The organism is Campylobacter canadensis (assembly GCF_013177655.1).
In the GTDB taxonomy this organism is placed as follows: Bacteria; Campylobacterota; Campylobacteria; order Campylobacterales; family Campylobacteraceae; genus Campylobacter_E; species Campylobacter_E canadensis.
Genome location: NZ_CP035946.1, coordinates 1124001 through 1140526, shown reverse-complemented (window position 1 = coordinate 1140526; position 16526 = coordinate 1124001). Strand labels below are relative to the sequence as shown.

Genomic DNA, 16526 nt, shown 5'->3' with positions numbered 1-16526 from the left:
AAAGGAGAGTTTTTAGGGGGCGTATTTTAAAATAAATATAATTAAAAAAGGAGACTTTATGAGAAGTGATGAAATTAAAAAAGGTTATACAAAGGCGCCTTCTCGTTCTTTGTTAAGAGCAGTTGGTTTAAAAGACGAAGATTTTGCTAAACCATTTATTGGGGTTTGCAATTCTTTTATTGAAATAATTCCAGGACATTTTTTCTTAAATGAATATTCAAAAATTATAAAAGATGAAATTAGAAAAAATGGCTGTATTCCATTTGAATTTAACTGTATTGGTGTTGATGATGGCATTGCGATGGGTCATGATGGTATGCTTTATTCTTTACCTAGTCGTGAATTAATTGCAAATAGTATTGAAACGGTTATGAATGCACATAAGCTTGATGCAATGATTGGCATTCCAAACTGTGATAAGATTACTCCTGGTATGATAATGGGGGCTTTAAGAGTAAATGTGCCTACTATTTTTGTAAGTGGTGGAGCAATGGCTGCTGGAGTTTTAGAAGATGGAAGCCATATTGATTTAAATACTGCTTTTGAGGCGGTTGGAGAATTTGAAGTAGGTAAGATTAATGAAACAAAATTAAAAGAAATTGAATGTAAAGCTTGTCCAGGCGCAGGAAGCTGTAGTGGAATGTTTACTGCTAATTCTATGAATTCATTAATGGAAAGTTTAGGAATTGCTTTAAAAAATAACGGAACTGCTTTAGCTTTAAGTGAAGAAAGAAAAGAGTTATTAATAAAAGCTGCAAAAAGAATTTGTGAAATTGCTAAAGATGAAAAATTGTGTAATGAATTTAAAATAAGAAATATAGTAAATAATAAAAGTATTAAAAATGCCTTAGTATGCGATATGGCTATGGGTGGAAGTACAAATACAATTTTACACACTCTAGCAATAGCAAAAGAAGCAAAAGCAGATGAAATTAACTTAAAATTAATTCACGAAATAGCTCAAGTTACTCCACATATTGCAAAGGTTTCTCCATCATTACCAGGAACTCATATGCAAGATGTACATAAAAGTGGCGGAATAAGTGCTATTATGAATGAGGTTAGTGATAATATCTTTTTTAGCAAAGATACTTTAAGTATTACAGGTGAAAAAATAATTGATGTAATTAAAAATTCAAATGCAGATGATAAGGCTATTAAAAAACTTAATAATGCTTATTCAAATCGTGGCGGCTTGTGTGTTTTATTTGGCAATATCGCTAAAGAAGGTGCTGTGATTAAGACTGCAGGAATAATAGGAGAAAAGATTTTTCGTGGTAAATGTGTTTGCTTTAACTCTCAAGAAGAAGCGATTAAAGGAATTAGCTCTTCTAAGGTAAAAGCAGGTGATTGTGTTGTAATTAGATATGAAGGTCCAAAAGGTGGTCCTGGTATGCAAGAGATGTTAAGCCCAACTAGTCTTATTATGGGTCGTGGCTTAGGTTCTTGTGTTGCTTTGCTTACTGATGGAAGGTTTAGTGGAGCTACTCGTGGTTTTAGTGTTGGACATTGTTCTCCTGAGGCTGCTGAAGGTGGCGAAATAGCTTTAATAGAAGATGGCGACGAAATAGAAATTGATACAATAAATTGCACTATTAATTTATTAATTAGTGATGAAGAATTTGCTAAGCGTCGTGCTAATTTTAAAGCTATAAATAAAAAAATAAATTCAAGATGGTTAAATATGTATGCTAAATTAGTTAGCAATGCAAGTAATGGAGCTGTGCTTGATGTTGATAATTTAAAATAAGGAAATAAATGTTAGAAGATTTTTTAAATAATACTGCTGTGCTTAATTATGGGGTAAAAATTTTAGGTTCAATTTGCATATTAATAATTGCATATATTTTAATGAAAATATGTGTAAAAATTATGAATATTGCCTTTGTAAAGGCTAAGGTTGATATAACGCTTAGTTCGTTTTTAATAAAGCTTTTTAAGGTGATTTTTATTATTTTAAGCATACTTGCAGCTTTAAATAATTTAGGCATAAACACAACTTCTTTTGTTGCTTTATTTACTGCTTCATCTCTTGCTATATCTTTTGCTTTTCAGCAGTCTTTTTCTAATATTGCTGCTGGAGTGCTTATTATAATTTTTCGCCCATTTAAAGTTGGCGATGAAATAGCAATTGCTAGTGTAAATGGGGTTGTTTTAGAGATTAGTCTTTATTGTGTAATTTTAAGAACAGTTGATAATGTAAATGTAATTATGCCAAATTCTAAAATTATTAATGAAAATATTACAAATTATTCAAGAGAAAAAATAAGAAGAATTCAAATTAGAAAAAGCATTGCTCATAGCCAATTAGCTGATAAAAGAAGTCAAATTGATGCAATTATGCAAGCAAATAAACAGATTTTAAAAGATAAAAATTATCAAGTTAATGTTGCTTCTTTTAATGATAGTAGCCTTGATATTGATATTATTTGCTGGGTAAAAAATGAAGAATACCTACAAGCTTTTGCCTTACTGCAAGAAGAATTATCAGAAGTATTTAAATAAAAATAAAAATAATTTTAGCTAATAAACAAAGCACAATAAAAATAGTGTATTTATTGTGCTTTAAAGATTATAAGCAATATAATATAAATAGCAATTTAGCTAAAAATAAAAACTCGTATTAAATAACTACTATTTAAATTAATATAAGCTTGTTAAACCAAGAAGAAATTTACTATTTAAAAAGTAAAAATATAAGTAAAAGAGCTAAGTTAAAAATCTACAAAGAGTTAAAATAAATCTTTATGTACTTTGTTTTTTTATGTTTAAAAATAATATACAAATAAAATACATTAAAATATAAAAGAGCTTAAATTAAAGTCCTTTGAGCTATAAATTAGGATATTAGAGTCTAAGTAAAAAGCATTTTTTAGCAAAAACTACTTGGTTTTAGTACTAAATTCTATTATTTTTACTCCTTTTTAAAGGTAATTTACATTTTGATTTTATTAAGCTAAAAATTATTTGCAGCGTTTATTTATATTTTACTACTATCAAACTTATTTAATTAAGCTTTTATGTGCTTTTTTGCTCTAATTATTAGAGCAAAAATAATTATTAGTATATAAAAATATCAAAATCTTGTTTTTTATTAATTTTAGCAAAGGCAAAGGCATTAAAATTAGCCTTATTTAATTCATCAAGGCATTTATTTACATCTTTTTCATTTACACTAAAAATTAACCCACCGCTAGTTTCAGGAGCGTAAAGTAAAATATCATCATCAATAAAGCTTTTAATCTTAACAGATATTTGTTCTTTGTTGCAATAAGCATTAGCGCTAATTAAGCCTATTTTTGCAAATTCCATAACAGATGGTAAAAATTCTAAAGAAGAACTATCAAGCTCAATGCTAATATCATCATTTAGCATCTCACTTAAATGCCCAATTAAACCAAAGCCGGTAATATCAGTACAAGCATTTATTTTAACACTTGGCAAAAATGAATTTAATTGTTGCATTTGATTTAAAGTGTAATTTAAATCTTGTGCATTTAATAAATCAGCTTTATTTGCAAGTATATTTGTACTTGTACCTAACTTTTTTGTAGCTATTAAAACATCGTTATATTTTGCACTATTATTGCTTAAATGTTTATCTTTTTTACAAATACCATTTACGCTTAATCCTGCTAAAATATCACTACCTTTTACACTATGACCACCTGATAAAATTGCATTTGCTTCTTTACTTTTATCGTTTAAACCTTGAATGATTTGTGCTAAAACATCGTTGCTAAATTCTTCATTAAAAGATATTAAATTCATACAAGAAAACACTCTTGCACCCATAGCGTAAATATCGCTTAAAGCATTTGCTGCTGCTATTTTTCCATACATATAAGCATCATCGCAAACTGGACTTATAAAATCACAACTTAGTACTAAATTGTAATTATTTAAATCATCTTGCATAAAAGCAGACAAATCAATCACATAAGCATCTTCGTTGCTATTTTGTGAGCTTTTAATAAAGGGGTTAAATTCTTGTTTTGATAGCACCTTGTTTAAATCAGCCTGATTTATTTTTGTGCTTCAACCATTGAATTTAACGCTATTAATTAACCTCATAAGCTAAGCACCTTGTATGAAAATAAGCACTCAACAATTTCCATAGCATTAGCGCTTCTTCCTATTTTAGGACTTAGTGAAAAATAATTAAGACAGTTTGCGCAAGATAAAACTTCTACACCTAAAGATTCAAGTTCTTTTAAAATATTAAAAGCCTGATGATTTTCATCACAAGCCATAAAAATAGCATCATTTACAAGGATAATTCTATCAATTTTTTTCTCTTTTAATGCGGTCAAAAAGCCTACTGTAAGCATATATCCAAGCTCTCCATCTCCAACCTTTTGTGCTTTTAAAAACAAACATTCTTTTGTATTTTCTTCTTTTTCATTTTTGCTTAAGACAATATTACTTTTTGTGCCTGTGAATGTAAAGTCGTTAAGCTTAAAATCTTGTTTTAACTCTTTAAGCAATCTAGTTATATTTTCTTTAGCAGCTTGATTATCAACAATAATTATAAATTCTTCATTTTCATTCATATTCATTAAAGCTTTTTTGCTTTCTATTACAGGAATAGGGCAGGCTTTATTTGTAAAATCTAATTTCATTCATTCTCCTTTTTTTCCTTAAATTTTATATTTGCATTTTCTTCTAGTTCTTTTTCAAGTTCGGTGTAAAAATCTAAAAAGCCTTTAGCTCTAGGGCTTAGTTTAGTACCACTATCTAAACTTGCACCCCCTTTTTGCTTATAAAAATTTCTCCACCTAAAAAGTCTTGAGTTTGTTCTTTTTTAAGCCAAGCTTTTTTATAACTCATATTTAATTTTTTTGCCGCTTGGTTTATTGAGCCGCATTCTTCAATAGCTTTTAATAATTCGTAATTACCTTTACCAAAGATTTTTTCATCATCTTCAATCCAGATTTTAATTTTGATTTTTTTCATATTCATAACTTGCTTTAATTTGATTTTTATCTTTTAATTCTTGATACCATTTTGAATGTAAGATATATACTTCTTCTTCTTCTTTATAACCAGTAATCATACTGTGAATTGAGCCTTTAATTGCAAAAACAGCCATATATAAATGAACTAAAAACATTACTAAGCATAGTATTCCTAAAATATTATGAGTGATTGCGCTTAGTCTTAAAATATTTATATGGCTTATTCCTAAAAGTTTTTGTACAAAATCGCTTTGAAAATCCAAAAAGAACATAAAAGCACCAGTAATAATCATAATAGCACCACCAAATACAGCAATGTAATACCACATTTTTTGACCAAAATTAAATTTACCAGCAGGTACAGGTTTTTTAACCTTGCTTAAATATCCACCAACTATCATAAGCCATTTTATATCATAGCTTGCAGGTAGCATTCTTTTTATCCAGCAAAAGAACATAGGTAAAATGCTAATTAAAAAAAGTATAGTAGCAATACCGTGCAGGTTTTTAGCAGTTCTTACAAAAAGTCCGCCATTAAAAAAATGACCATTCATAATTATAAGCCCAGTAGGAATTAATATTATCCAAGAAATAGCTGCAATTAAATGGAAAATTCTTTCAAACATTGAAAAGGCATAGATTTTATTACCATCGTGGCTAAATTTTTTAGGGCCAATTACCATATAATGCAAAGCAAATGCGCTAAGAACAGCAATCATTGCAATTAAGGCTAGTGGTGCAAAATAAGGATTAATACTTGTCCATAAATGCCCAAGCTCGTATTGAGTGATATTTGTAATTCTTCCGCTAGTTGTTAAATCACTTGCAAAAAGCGAAGTTGTAAATAATAAAAAAGCTATTTTGTTCATTAATTTCTCCTTGAATAATCAAAATAATCAAATTCTTTAACCAATAATTCACCGTTTTCTTTAGCAAAAACTAAACTCGGCAGTTTTACTCCATTAAAGGTATTATTTTTTACTATTGTGTAGTGAATTTGGTCTTTGAAAATTATTTTATCATTAATTTGTAGTTTTTTATTAAATTTATATTCACCCATCACATCTCCAGCAAGACAGGTGTTTGCTGCTAGAATATAGCTTGTATCAGTGCTTTTTACATTAAAAATTTCATCTTTACTTGCTAGTATTGTTGCATTTTCTACCTTGCTAGTATAAGGCATTAAAATAGTATCAGGCATATGCGCTTCAGCACTTACATCTAATATTGCTATTTTTTTTTCATTATCTACTATATCAAGCACGCTAGCCACTAAATCCCCGCATTCCCAGCCAATAGCTTCGCCTGGTTCTAAATAAACATCAAGATTATATTTAGCTTTAATATTTTTTATAAAATTTATTAATCCATTTACATTATAACCTTGCTTTGTGATATGATGCCCTCCGCCTAAATTAATATATTCAAGATTGCATTTTTCAAGCATTGGTTTTAAAAAATTTTCTTCAAAAACTAAAAAAGTTTTTTCTAGACTTTCAAAACTTTCTTCACATAAAGCGTGAAAATGTAATCCATTAGGCTTTATATCGCTATTTAATAAATCTTTTGCTCTTATTCCAAGTCTTGAAAATTTTGCACAAGGATTATAAGCTTGAGTTGGTGCAAAAGAATGCTCTAAATTACATCTTATTGCCAAGCTTTTAGGTTTATATTTTTGAACTTTTTTAAATTCATTTATACTATTTACTACTAAATGCTCACTTATTTTTACAATTTCTTCTAAATCATCTTCGCTAAAAGCAGGTGCATAAGTGTGTGTTTGTTTATTTATAAATTCTTTTGATAATTTTGCTTCCCAAAGCCCGCTAGCGGTTGCACCATCAAGGTATTTTGCGACTAAATCAAGTGCTTGTGTAAAAGCAAAGCCTTTTAAAGCAAGTAAAATCTTTACTCCGCTTTCATCTTTTATATATTTTAATAATTCTAAGTTCTTTTTTAACTTATTTTCATAGCAAATATAATAAGGTGTTTTTAAATTATAATACATTAATATGCCTTTTTATTTTTATTTAAAGAAAGCTATTATACTATAATCATTATTTAAATAATAGGAAATTATAAAAAGAATGAAACAAAGTGTATCTATTTTAGAAAAATCGGTAAAAGAGTTATTAATTTATATTGTTTTAATACTATCATTTATGCTTTTAGTAGGTTTTGGAATTTCAAAATTTAATTACAATGAAGATGTAAAAAAATTACAAGAAGATTTTAATAATCAAGTAGATATAAGTTTAAATAAATACATAAAAGAAGAAGTAACTAATATTAATAAATATTTACAAGTAGAATACGCTTATTTAAATGGCAGCGCAAAAGAGATTATTGATAATTTATATTTATTACTTGATGCTTATTTAGACTCGCAAAGCAATCAAGAAAATGCTTTGCAGTTTTTATTTTCATCAGTTGGTTATCCTATAGAATTAAACATAGTTAGCGAGGTTGAGAAAAATTATTTACACCACGCAAGATATATTAAATTAGAAAACAATAAACTATTAAAAATTAGTATAAGTGATGAAAAGTATCTTTCAGCTTCTTTTGATGTTGCACTAAAAAACATTAAAAATTTACATAATTATGCGCTTAGTGATTTTAGTGTTGAAAAATTACCAATGGATTTTAATTATAACAATACAGAGCATTTTTATTGCGATACACAAAAAGATTCAATGCAATGTTACAATAGAAATTTTTGGATAAGTTTTAGCTATAAAATTAATATAAAAGAATTAGAAAAATCATTAGAATTAGCTAAAGATACAAAATATAAAAATTTCTTAGTTCAAGCAACATTTATATTCTTATCAATAGGAATAAGTTTTATTTTCTTGTTAATTTTTGCCCTAACTAAGAAAAATATGGTAAAACAAGAAATTTCTCATGCTTCTGAATATTTTTTATCTATTTTAGACGATAAACAAGTTAAGTGTGATTTTAAATATCAAGAATTTAGGGAATTAAGCATAGGTATTTTAAAATTCTTAAAAAAAGTTAAGCAAAAAGATAATGATATTAAAAAAATGGCTTTTATTGACCCAATTACAAGACTTATGAATATGTTAAGTTTAAATATGAGTTTAAAAAATTATACAGTAAAAGATGATAATAAATTAGTCTTTTGCTTTTTTAATATTGAAGGTTTTAAAACGCTAAATAGTATGTATGGCAGAGAGTTTGGCGATGAGGTTTTAAAAGTTGTTGCTTATAGATTATATTGTCTTGGTATGGATATTGCAATAGGAGATGAAGAGCATTTTGAAGCACAATATTATATAAAAAATAATAAATTTGAATTTAGCCATCTTGATGATAGATTTTTTGCTATTGCTAGAATTGGCGCTGATGAATTTATTTTAGTTGAAGAAATAAATAAACACACTCAAGCAGATGAGCTTGCGCAAAAATATCACAAATGCCTTAGTGCAAGAAGTATAATTATAAAATCAAATTCAAACAATGTTGAATATCAACCTTTTAAAATTAGTGCTAAGGTTGGTTATAGCGTGTATCCTGATGATAGTGAAAACATTATTAATTGTGTGCATTTAGCTGATTTAGCTATTAATAATAAACTTGCTAAATATAAAAATTGTGTTTTTGGTTATACAAAAGCAATTGGAGAATTAACAACTCAAAACTTACATTTACAGCAAGACATTAGAAAGGGTATTGAAAATAAAGAATTTGTGCTTTATTATCAACCAAAAATTGATTGTAAAAGCGGAAAGGTTGTAGGAGCCGAAGCTTTAGTTAGGTGGAAAAGAGGCGATAAGATTGTAATGCCTGATGAATTTATTGGTATTTGTGAAAGGTCAAATCTTATTATTATGCTAGGTAATGATATTATAAGAATGGCTTGTGAAACACAAAAAAAATGGATTAAAATGGGGCTTAATTTAAAATTAAGTATTAATTTAAGCTCTAAGCAGTTATTAAGCGATACAATCATTTCAACTATTGAAGAAAATTTAAAAGGCATTGACCCTAACTTAATTGAATTTGAAATTACTGAAAATTTTGCTATTGAAAATTTAACCGATAAAGAAGTTGTTAAACAGATTAAAGGCTTAAGAGTTGGATTAAGTATGGATGATTTTGGTAAAGGATACTCATCATTATCTTATTTAAACGATAATGACTTAGATTTTGATATTGTAAAAATTGATAAAAGTTTTATAAGAAATATTCACAAAGATAAAAAATCTCAACAATTAGTTAGATTTATTTTAGAATTGGTAAAATCTTTAAACAAAAAATCAATAGCTGAAGGGGTTGAAAACTTAGAAAGCTTACAATTTTTACAAGAGCAAGGTTGTGATGAATATCAAGGTTATTATTTTTCAAAACCTGTTCCTGAAGAAGAGTTTTTAAAGAAGGTTATGTAATGGTAGAAGTAAATTTTTTAGGACCAATTAAAAAAGATAGTATAAAGGTAGAAGTTAAGTCTTTGTTTGAATTAAAAGAAGTTTTAAGTAAAGATAAAGAACTTTATGAGTGGTTAAAAATAAGTGCTATAGCGGTTAATGATAAATTTATAAGCAGTATTGATTGTGCTTTAAAAGACGGCGATATTGTAAATATTTTACCTCCAGTTTGCGGTGGATGATGGAAAATTTTTTATTATTTAATTGTGCTTTAGATGATAAATTTTTGTATAATAAATTTAGTGCAAGTGCTGCTAAATTAAATTACGGAGCATTTGTATGTTTTAGCGGTATTATTAGAAAAGAAGATAATATAAATGGACTTAGTTTTGATATTTACGAGCCGCTTTTAAAAGAATGGTTTAATGAATGGTGTAAGAAGGTTGAAAATATGAATGTAAAACTATTTTTTGCTCATTCAATTGGAGATGTTTTAATAGGGCAAAGTTCTTATTTTGCTGCGATTGCTAGTTCGCATAGAAAAAACGCTTTAGAACTTTTTCCTAATTTTATTGAAGATTTTAAAAAAAATGCTCCAATTTGGAAGTATGACTTAATTAATAATGAAAGAATTTATGCAAAAGATAGAAGTTTTATGTTAAAAAATGCAGGAATATTATCTTAGGATTTGCTTATGAAAAAAGCTTTTAGTTTGATTGAAGTAATTTTTGTAATTGTTATTATATCTTTATTATCAGGTATTGCCGTTCCAAAGGTTTTATCAATTAGAGATAATGCGCTTATTACAAAGGCAGTACATAATATGAATAAAATTATTAATGATTTAAGTTTGTATTATTCAATTCATTCAAAAGTATCAAGTGATTTTGCAAAGATGAGTAATGTTTCTTTAAAAAATGGACATATTTTTTCAATAGGTGGTGAAGATTGTTTTAGTTTAGATTTACTTAATACCAGCGATGATGGTTATTTAACCATTTTAAAAATAAATAAAAAAACAGATAATTTATGTAATAAATTTTTTAATGTAGGAATTGTTAAAAATATGATATCAAATAAAACAAATGTTAGTGATGAAAATAAAAATATTTATACTTCGCCTAGGGCTAGAATGATTGAAATAGAGCATAATGCAAATAAAATGCAAATATCTTTAAATACAAATAAATTGGTGTTTTAATGAAAAAAGCTTTTAGTATGATTGAACTTATTTTTGTAATAACAATTTTAGGAATTTTAGCAGCCTTTGCTATTCCTAAATTAAATGCAACAAGAGATGATGCAGCAATCGCAACCGCTGCTAGTAATTTACCAGTTTTGCTTTCTGATGTTGGCTTTTATTATACTTCTAAATTAGATTTTAATGATATAAAAGTAATGACAAATGTTAAATTAGAAGATGATAAATTCTTTATGGTTGGTAATGAAAAATGTTTAGAATTTAGCGTTGATAAGAGTGATGCTTATATGATTATTAAAAAAGTTGCAGGGATTAAAGCCAATGGACTTTGCGAAAAATTTTTAGCTATAAAATCAATTGAAGCTTTATTAACAGCAAGAGATGCAAAGGGCAGTTCTAATTTTGTTACGCTAAAAACAAATGATACAATATATTACCCACTTGCTTATAATGCGGTGGTTTTTTAATGTTTTTTACCAAGCTTTATTTAACTTTTTTTTATAGTGGTTTAAGTAAAAAAGCAAGTGGTACTGTTGGTAGTATTGCTGCTTTACCTTTTGCATATTTAACTTTATTTTATTTAAATCAATTTTATTTAATTATTTTTAGCTTAATTATTTTTTTTATAAGCATAAAAATTATTGATAATTATGAAAAAATAGTAAAAATTCACGACTCAAAAGAAATTGTAATTGATGAAGTTTGTGGTGTATTTTTAGCTATTGGTTTAAGTTACAACAATCATTTTTGGCATTTTATTCTTGCTTTTATTTTATTTAGATTTTTTGATATAACAAAGCCTAGCATAATAGGTAAAGTTGATAAAAAAATAAATGGCGGCTTAGGTGTAATGCTTGATGATTTATTGGCTGGTTTTTTTGCGGCTATGCTTTGCTTGATTTTTCAAGGTTTGCTAAAGAATATGAATTTATTTTAAGGAGGATTTATGGGAAAAATATTATCTATTTTATCTTTTAGTTTTATGCTTTTTGCTGATGTTTTAAAGGCTGGTATTACACCAAATTATGCACCTTATGAATTTATTGAAAATGGAGAACTTAAGGGCTTTGATGTTGACGTTGTAAATGAGATTGCAAAAAGAATGAATGTTGATGTTAAATATATTTATATGGATTTTGATGCTTTAATCCCTGCTTTAAAGGCAAAAAAAATTGATTTTATAGCTTCTATTATGAAAAAAACAGCAAAAAGAGAAAAAAGTGTTTTATTTAGCGAAAATGTAAAAGATAGTATAAACGCAGTGCTTTATTTAGGTGCTAGTGTTGAAAACACCTTAAACACAAATTGCACAGATAAAGTAAATGCTTTAATAGGTGCTGAGCTTTCAAGTGTTCAATATGATTATTTTAAGGATTTAAAACGCAATGTAAAGGCATTTAATGATATTAATTTAGGAATTTTAGCGCTAAAAAATAATAAAATTGACTTTTTAGCACTTGATAAGCACTCTGCTTTAAGATTTATTGAAAAACACAAAGAGCTAGGAATTTTTTGTGAATATATTGATGCGAGCGTGCAAGGTTATGTAAGCGATACAAATAACAAAGAATTGATAGAAAAAATAAATATTGCATTAAAAAGTATGAAAGAAGATGGCACTTTAGAAAGATTAATTATCAAATGGGGTATTAAAATATAAATGCTTGTGCATATTTGTTGCAGTGTAGATAGCCATTATTTTTTACAGGAATTAAGAAAATTATTACCTAAAGAAAGATTAATAGGCTATTTTTATGACCCAAATATCCACCCTTTAAGTGAATACGAACTTAGGTATTTTGATGTAAAACGCTCGTGTGATAAACTTGGCATTGAGCTTATTAAGGGTGAATATGATTATAATGAATGGATTAATTATGTAAAAGGTTATGAAAACGAGCCTGAAAGAGGTAAAAGATGTCAAAAATGTTTTGATTTTAGATTAGAATCTAGTGCAAATTTAGCAGTAAAGTTAGGAGAGAAAACTTTTACAACGACCCTTCTTACAAGCCCAAAAAAAGATTTAGAACAATTAAATTTATCAATGCAAGAAGCCTTAAAAGGTAAAAATTTAGATTTTTTTTGTGTTGATTTTAGAAAAAACGGCGGTATAAATAAACAATTAGAACTTGCAAAAAAAGATAAATTATACCATCAAAATTATTGTGGTTGCATTTATGGGCTTAATAAACAAAAGAGCGAAAACGAACTAATAAAAGAACTTTCAACTTCAATTTACAAGGATTTAATCTTACCATCTTCAGCAGAACAAAGATTGCAAATTTTTTCATCTTTAAAAGATGAAAATGAGATTATTAGAAAAAAAATCTTAAATTATCGCTTGCTTTATGCAAAAACTTTTTGTAAAAATGAGTTTTTTAAATCTTTTATTTTGTTTTATTCTCATTTTACTACAAGTAAAATTTCACTTAGTTTAGATACAAATAAAGATGTTAATTACTGTAATAAAGATGGGCTTTGTGTGCTAACTTTTGCTTATGCTAATAGATTTTTTTCTTTAAAATCTTTTGATGAATTATGTAAAAATGCAATTAGTATAAACAAGCAAAATGAGCTTAGAAAACATTTATTTGGAGATTATTCTTTAAACCCAATTATAATTTTAGAACAAATTCCAAAAAAATTAGAAATTATTGCAAAAAGTATTATTTTTGATGATTTTGAATTTTGTTTGCTTTGATTTTTAGTACTAATTTAGTTAATATTTATTTATAAATTATTTAATTTATTCTTATAATTTTTAGAAAACTTACTTGTTGCTTTTGCATTTTTTAAGTAAATAATAGCCTTATTTTAAAAGATTAATTTTATTTATTTTTATAGCTAGTAAGGGCTAGTTTTATATTATTTAATCTAAATTTATTTATAAATTATTAAATAGCTTAGTTTTATACAAGTTGTAAAATAGTAATTACTTAATATTATTTTGCAATATTTAAAATATGTAGATATTTGCTTAAAAGAGATTTTTATTATTAGATTTATTTTAAATTATTTTGCCTTTAATTTGATAATAATTATAAATTTATAAATCATTAATTTTTTATTTTAATTTCAATTTTATAATTTTAGTTTTTATTATTAAAATCATAACAAAGGAATAAAATGTTTAAAAAAATTACACTTTTATCTATTGCAACTTCACTAGCACTAGCAAATTCTTTTAGTGTTAATGAAGAAAAATATGAATTAGATAATATTTCAGTTACAAGTTCTTCTTTGGGAACTAATAACATTGATTATGTTGATATTAGTGAAAAAGCATCAGGAAATATAAGAAATGCACTAAGGCAAATTCCTGGTATTTATATGGGTGGAACTAGTAATTTAAATCAAAAAATTCATATTCGTGGTTTAAATGAAAAGGCAATCAATATTACAATTGATGGCGCAAGACAAATGGGTAATATTTTTCATCATAGTGCTAATTTGATAATTGATGCAGATATGATAAAGGCAGTTGATGTTGGAACTGGGGTTTTAAGTGTTGTTAACAATTCTGGTTCTTTAGGAGGAAGTGTTGCGTTTAGTACTATTGATGCTATTGATTTATTGCAAGATGGTAATTTAGTAGGTGGTAAGGTAAAAACATCTTACGCAACAAACAACAAAGAATGGCAAAATTCACTTGCTTTAGCAGGTGCTCATCATGGTTTTAGTATTTTAGCTTATGCAAAGCACAATTCTTATGAATTTGGCAAGAGTGCAAATAATCAAAGAATAGGCGGCACTGATGGAAAAGATACTAATGTTTTAATTAAATTAGCTTATGAAAAAGATGAGCATAAAGTTAAATTATCTTATGAAAATACAGATTATAAAGGTAGATATCCTTTAAAAGGTGAGTTTGGTATTACAGATAATACAGCAATATTATCTCAAAGCACGCCAAGAAAAACGCTTATTTTCAATTATGCTTATAATCCAAGTGATATAATTGATTTTAATTTAAAATTTTATAATACAAAGCATACCTTATCTCATCAATTTACTAAAGAAGATATTTTATTGGCTGATTTAAAAAAACCTAGTACGATTAAAGATTCAAATGTAAATACCTTTGGTTTTTATATAAATAACAAAACTATTTTAGGCAACGATGAAATTAATAATACTTTAAGATACGGCGTAGAATATTATAAAACAACAGGTTACAATAGTAATATAAAGCAATTTAGTATTGATAATTCAAAACAAAATGTAAGTTTTACTCCAATGCCAAACAGCCCTAAGGATAAAACAAGTAATTTTTCAGCTTATTTAGAAGATAGAATAAAAATTAATAATTTTTATATAACACCAGGTCTTAGAGTTGATAAATATACTCTTGATAATTCAGGTGCAAAAAAACAAAGCTTTAACAATATTTCTCCTGCATTAGCTTTAGAATATGATTTTACAAATGGTTTAAATGTTTTTGCGGGTTATCAAAAAGCATTTAGAGGACCTGCTCCTGTAGAAGTATTTAAAGTTTCTCAAATAGTAACTAGCGTAATAAGTGATGATTTAAAGCCAGAAACAGGGTCTTTATATGAAGGTGGTTTATCGTATAATTATGAAAACGATGATTTAAATATCCAAGCAATAGCAAAATATTTTTATGCTGATTATAAAAATTTAATTAAAGAATTAGCAAGTTCAAGCGGCACAACCTATGTAAGAAAAAATACAGGTGGAGCAAAGATTAGTGGAATGGAGCTTTTTGCAAAATTAGCTTATAAAGATTTTAGTGCTAGTTTTTCTTATACCAAACAAGACACAAAATATAAAGATGGATTTAAAACAAGTTCAAAAAATGGCAGCACAAGCTTAGCAAAGGGTGATGTTTTAGCTTATACTGATATGGGCGATAAATATACTTTAAACTTAGAATACAATTTTGCAAATCTTGATACTATTTTAGGATACAACCTTTTAGCCTTTAGCTCTAAAACACTTGAAGATAAAAGTAAAAGAGCAGGTTTTGGTGTAAGTGATGTTTATTTGGCATATTATCCAAGCTATGTAAAAAATCTTGAACTTAATTTAAGTGTAAATAATATCTTTAATAAATTATATGTTTCTCACACAACTCGTGGAGCTAATATGGGAGCAAATACTGATTATGAGGCAGGAAGAAACATTAGATTTGGTTTTGCATATAGCTTTTAAGGAATTATAATGCAATTTTTAAAAGAATATTTAGATTTAGCTGTTTTTGCAGTTTTGTTTTTTATGAGTTTTTTAGTGCTTATGTTTAGTATTGAAAGATTTATATTTTTTGCAAAGGCAAAAAATATGGAATTTAAAGATGAAAAACACGCACAAGTGATGCTTAGTAAAAATCTTACTTGTCTTTATATTGTGTATCAAAATGCCCCTTATGTGGGGCTTTTGGGTACTGTTTGTGGAATTATGATTACATTTTATGATATTGCAAATAGTGTAGATTTTAGTGTTAATGAAATTATCATTGGTTTATCTTTAGTGTTAAAGGCGACAGCCTTAGGCTTATTGGTGGCTATTCCAACTTTAATTTTATACAATATTTTTCTTAGAAAAGTAGAAGTTTTACAAAGCAATTTAAGGTTAAAAAATGCGTAAAAACGATGGTTTAAACCTAGTGCCTTTTATAGATATTATGCTTGTTTTACTTTGCATTATTTTATGTATAAGCACCTTTGTTGTTGAAAAGAAAATACCTTTAAATTTACCTAATTCTAATAATTCAAGCTCAATTGATGATAAAGAAAAACTTTTTATTGATATTGATGAAAATGGGCTTATTTATATTGATAAAAAAGAATTAAATAAAGATGAGCTTAAGAATGTATTGGCTTTAAAAGATAAAAAAATTAGCGTAATTTTACGAGCGGATAAAAATACTCAATTTAATAATTTTATTATAGTTCTTGATATTTTAAAAGAAATGGAGTTTAATAATTTTGCTGTTGCAACACAAAAATAAAATTGCCT

Annotated in this window: 18 protein-coding genes; 13 read left to right on the top strand and 5 right to left on the bottom strand. The window is 26.7% G+C overall.

Annotated features, from left to right (window positions below; genetic code table 11):
- Positions 1 to 58 precede the first annotated feature (58 nt).
- Together ilvD and CCANL266_RS05440 are read left to right on the top strand one after the other, a co-directional pair.
- Positions 59 to 1750, top strand: coding sequence for a dihydroxy-acid dehydratase (gene ilvD, locus CCANL266_RS05445; RefSeq protein ID WP_172232528.1), 1692 nt, complete (start codon positions 59 to 61; stop codon positions 1748 to 1750).
- A gap of 8 nt (positions 1751 to 1758) precedes the next feature.
- Positions 1759 to 2505: a mechanosensitive ion channel family protein gene (locus tag CCANL266_RS05440; RefSeq protein ID WP_172232525.1), complete on the top strand. Its 747-nt coding sequence runs from the start codon at positions 1759 to 1761 to the stop codon at positions 2503 to 2505.
- Positions 2506 to 3060: 555 nt separating this feature from the next.
- Here CCANL266_RS05440 and selD read toward each other — a convergent pair.
- From selD to nspC, 5 genes are all read right to left on the bottom strand, one after another.
- Entirely contained in the window at positions 3061 to 4029 is a 969-nt protein-coding gene (gene selD / locus CCANL266_RS05435; RefSeq protein ID WP_224315898.1) for a selenide, water dikinase SelD, read from the bottom strand.
- A 41-nt stretch (positions 4030 to 4070) separates the two neighbouring features.
- Positions 4071 to 4622, bottom strand: a complete 552-nt coding sequence (gene yedF, locus CCANL266_RS05430; protein WP_172232519.1) for a sulfurtransferase-like selenium metabolism protein YedF — start codon at positions 4620 to 4622, stop codon at positions 4071 to 4073.
- Between the two features lie 115 nt (positions 4623 to 4737).
- Positions 4738 to 4956, bottom strand: a complete 219-nt coding sequence (locus tag CCANL266_RS05425; RefSeq protein WP_172232516.1) for a winged helix-turn-helix domain-containing protein — start codon at positions 4954 to 4956, stop codon at positions 4738 to 4740.
- Positions 4937 to 5827 (bottom strand): formate dehydrogenase subunit gamma, encoded by an 891-nt coding sequence (locus CCANL266_RS05420; protein WP_172232513.1) that lies wholly within the window; start codon positions 5825 to 5827, stop codon positions 4937 to 4939. Before CCANL266_RS05420 ends, CCANL266_RS05425 begins: the two co-directional genes overlap by 20 nt.
- A complete protein-coding gene (nspC, locus tag CCANL266_RS05415; RefSeq protein ID WP_172232510.1) occupies positions 5827 to 6966 on the bottom strand; it encodes a carboxynorspermidine decarboxylase in 1140 nt (379 codons plus the stop codon). Before nspC ends, CCANL266_RS05420 begins: the two co-directional genes overlap by 1 nt.
- A 79-nt stretch (positions 6967 to 7045) precedes the next feature.
- Here nspC and CCANL266_RS05410 point away from each other — a divergent pair, with 79 nt between their 5' ends.
- From CCANL266_RS05410 to CCANL266_RS05360, 11 genes are all read left to right on the top strand, one after another.
- Positions 7046 to 9370 carry a putative bifunctional diguanylate cyclase/phosphodiesterase gene (locus tag CCANL266_RS05410; protein WP_172232507.1) on the top strand — a complete coding sequence of 775 codons (2325 nt, stop codon included), beginning with the start codon at positions 7046 to 7048 and terminating at the stop codon, positions 9368 to 9370.
- On the top strand, positions 9370 to 9591 hold the full coding sequence (locus CCANL266_RS05405) for a MoaD/ThiS family protein (protein WP_172232504.1): 222 nt from the start codon (positions 9370 to 9372) through the stop codon (positions 9589 to 9591). Before CCANL266_RS05410 ends, CCANL266_RS05405 begins: the two co-directional genes overlap by 1 nt.
- Positions 9591 to 10034, top strand: coding sequence for a molybdopterin synthase catalytic subunit (locus CCANL266_RS05400; RefSeq protein WP_172232501.1), 444 nt, complete (start codon positions 9591 to 9593; stop codon positions 10032 to 10034). The genes CCANL266_RS05405 and CCANL266_RS05400 overlap by 1 nt, the downstream gene beginning before the upstream one ends.
- Before the next feature lie 9 nt (positions 10035 to 10043).
- A complete protein-coding gene (locus CCANL266_RS05395; RefSeq protein ID WP_172232498.1) occupies positions 10044 to 10550 on the top strand; it encodes a prepilin-type N-terminal cleavage/methylation domain-containing protein in 507 nt (168 codons plus the stop codon).
- The gene (locus tag CCANL266_RS05390; RefSeq protein ID WP_172232495.1) at positions 10550 to 11017 is read left to right on the top strand and encodes a type II secretion system protein; all 468 of its coding nucleotides are present in this window, start codon (positions 10550 to 10552) and stop codon (positions 11015 to 11017) included. The genes CCANL266_RS05395 and CCANL266_RS05390 overlap by 1 nt, the downstream gene beginning before the upstream one ends.
- Positions 11017 to 11487, top strand: a complete 471-nt coding sequence (locus tag CCANL266_RS05385) for a phosphatidylglycerophosphatase A family protein (RefSeq protein WP_172232492.1) — start codon at positions 11017 to 11019, stop codon at positions 11485 to 11487. Before CCANL266_RS05390 ends, CCANL266_RS05385 begins: the two co-directional genes overlap by 1 nt.
- Positions 11488 to 11496: 9 nt before the next feature.
- Positions 11497 to 12210: an ABC transporter substrate-binding protein gene (locus CCANL266_RS05380; protein WP_172232489.1), complete on the top strand. Its 714-nt coding sequence runs from the start codon at positions 11497 to 11499 to the stop codon at positions 12208 to 12210.
- Positions 12211 to 13251: an epoxyqueuosine reductase QueH gene (locus CCANL266_RS05375; RefSeq protein WP_172232486.1), complete on the top strand. Its 1041-nt coding sequence runs from the start codon at positions 12211 to 12213 to the stop codon at positions 13249 to 13251.
- Positions 13252 to 13676: 425 nt separating this feature from the next.
- Entirely contained in the window at positions 13677 to 15722 is a 2046-nt protein-coding gene (locus CCANL266_RS05370; RefSeq protein ID WP_172232483.1) for a TonB-dependent receptor domain-containing protein, read from the top strand.
- Positions 15723 to 15731: 9 nt separating this feature from the next.
- The gene (exbB, locus tag CCANL266_RS05365) at positions 15732 to 16154 is read left to right on the top strand and encodes a TonB-system energizer ExbB (protein ID WP_172232480.1); all 423 of its coding nucleotides are present in this window, start codon (positions 15732 to 15734) and stop codon (positions 16152 to 16154) included.
- Positions 16147 to 16518: an ExbD/TolR family protein gene (locus tag CCANL266_RS05360; protein WP_172232477.1), complete on the top strand. Its 372-nt coding sequence runs from the start codon at positions 16147 to 16149 to the stop codon at positions 16516 to 16518. Before exbB ends, CCANL266_RS05360 begins: the two co-directional genes overlap by 8 nt.
- The last annotated feature ends 8 nt before the right edge of the window (positions 16519 to 16526 follow it).

What these genes read in the sequence shown, in the direction of transcription:
- ilvD (WP_172232528.1), top strand. Translation starts at nt 59, where the DNA reads ATGAGAAGTGATGAAATTAAAAAAGGTTATACAAAGGCGCCTTCTCGT.
- CCANL266_RS05400 (WP_172232501.1), top strand. Translation starts at nt 9,591, where the DNA reads ATGGAAAATTTTTTATTATTTAATTGTGCTTTAGATGATAAATTTTTG.
- CCANL266_RS05440 (WP_172232525.1), top strand. Translation starts at nt 1,759, where the DNA reads ATGTTAGAAGATTTTTTAAATAATACTGCTGTGCTTAATTATGGGGTA.
- CCANL266_RS05410 (WP_172232507.1), top strand. Translation starts at nt 7,046, where the DNA reads ATGAAACAAAGTGTATCTATTTTAGAAAAATCGGTAAAAGAGTTATTA.
- CCANL266_RS05405 (WP_172232504.1), top strand. Translation starts at nt 9,370, where the DNA reads ATGGTAGAAGTAAATTTTTTAGGACCAATTAAAAAAGATAGTATAAAG.
- nspC (WP_172232510.1), bottom strand. Translation starts at nt 6,966, where the DNA reads ATGTATTATAATTTAAAAACACCTTATTATATTTGCTATGAAAATAAG.
- CCANL266_RS05375 (WP_172232486.1), top strand. Translation starts at nt 12,211, where the DNA reads ATGCTTGTGCATATTTGTTGCAGTGTAGATAGCCATTATTTTTTACAG.
- CCANL266_RS05380 (WP_172232489.1), top strand. Translation starts at nt 11,497, where the DNA reads ATGGGAAAAATATTATCTATTTTATCTTTTAGTTTTATGCTTTTTGCT.
- CCANL266_RS05360 (WP_172232477.1), top strand. Translation starts at nt 16,147, where the DNA reads ATGCGTAAAAACGATGGTTTAAACCTAGTGCCTTTTATAGATATTATG.
- CCANL266_RS05390 (WP_172232495.1), top strand. Translation starts at nt 10,550, where the DNA reads ATGAAAAAAGCTTTTAGTATGATTGAACTTATTTTTGTAATAACAATT.
- CCANL266_RS05420 (WP_172232513.1), bottom strand. Translation starts at nt 5,827, where the DNA reads ATGAACAAAATAGCTTTTTTATTATTTACAACTTCGCTTTTTGCAAGT.
- CCANL266_RS05370 (WP_172232483.1), top strand. Translation starts at nt 13,677, where the DNA reads ATGTTTAAAAAAATTACACTTTTATCTATTGCAACTTCACTAGCACTA.
- CCANL266_RS05385 (WP_172232492.1), top strand. Translation starts at nt 11,017, where the DNA reads ATGTTTTTTACCAAGCTTTATTTAACTTTTTTTTATAGTGGTTTAAGT.
- yedF (WP_172232519.1), bottom strand. Translation starts at nt 4,622, where the DNA reads ATGAAATTAGATTTTACAAATAAAGCCTGCCCTATTCCTGTAATAGAA.
- CCANL266_RS05395 (WP_172232498.1), top strand. Translation starts at nt 10,044, where the DNA reads ATGAAAAAAGCTTTTAGTTTGATTGAAGTAATTTTTGTAATTGTTATT.
- exbB (WP_172232480.1), top strand. Translation starts at nt 15,732, where the DNA reads ATGCAATTTTTAAAAGAATATTTAGATTTAGCTGTTTTTGCAGTTTTG.
- CCANL266_RS05425 (WP_172232516.1), bottom strand. Translation starts at nt 4,956, where the DNA reads ATGAAAAAAATCAAAATTAAAATCTGGATTGAAGATGATGAAAAAATC.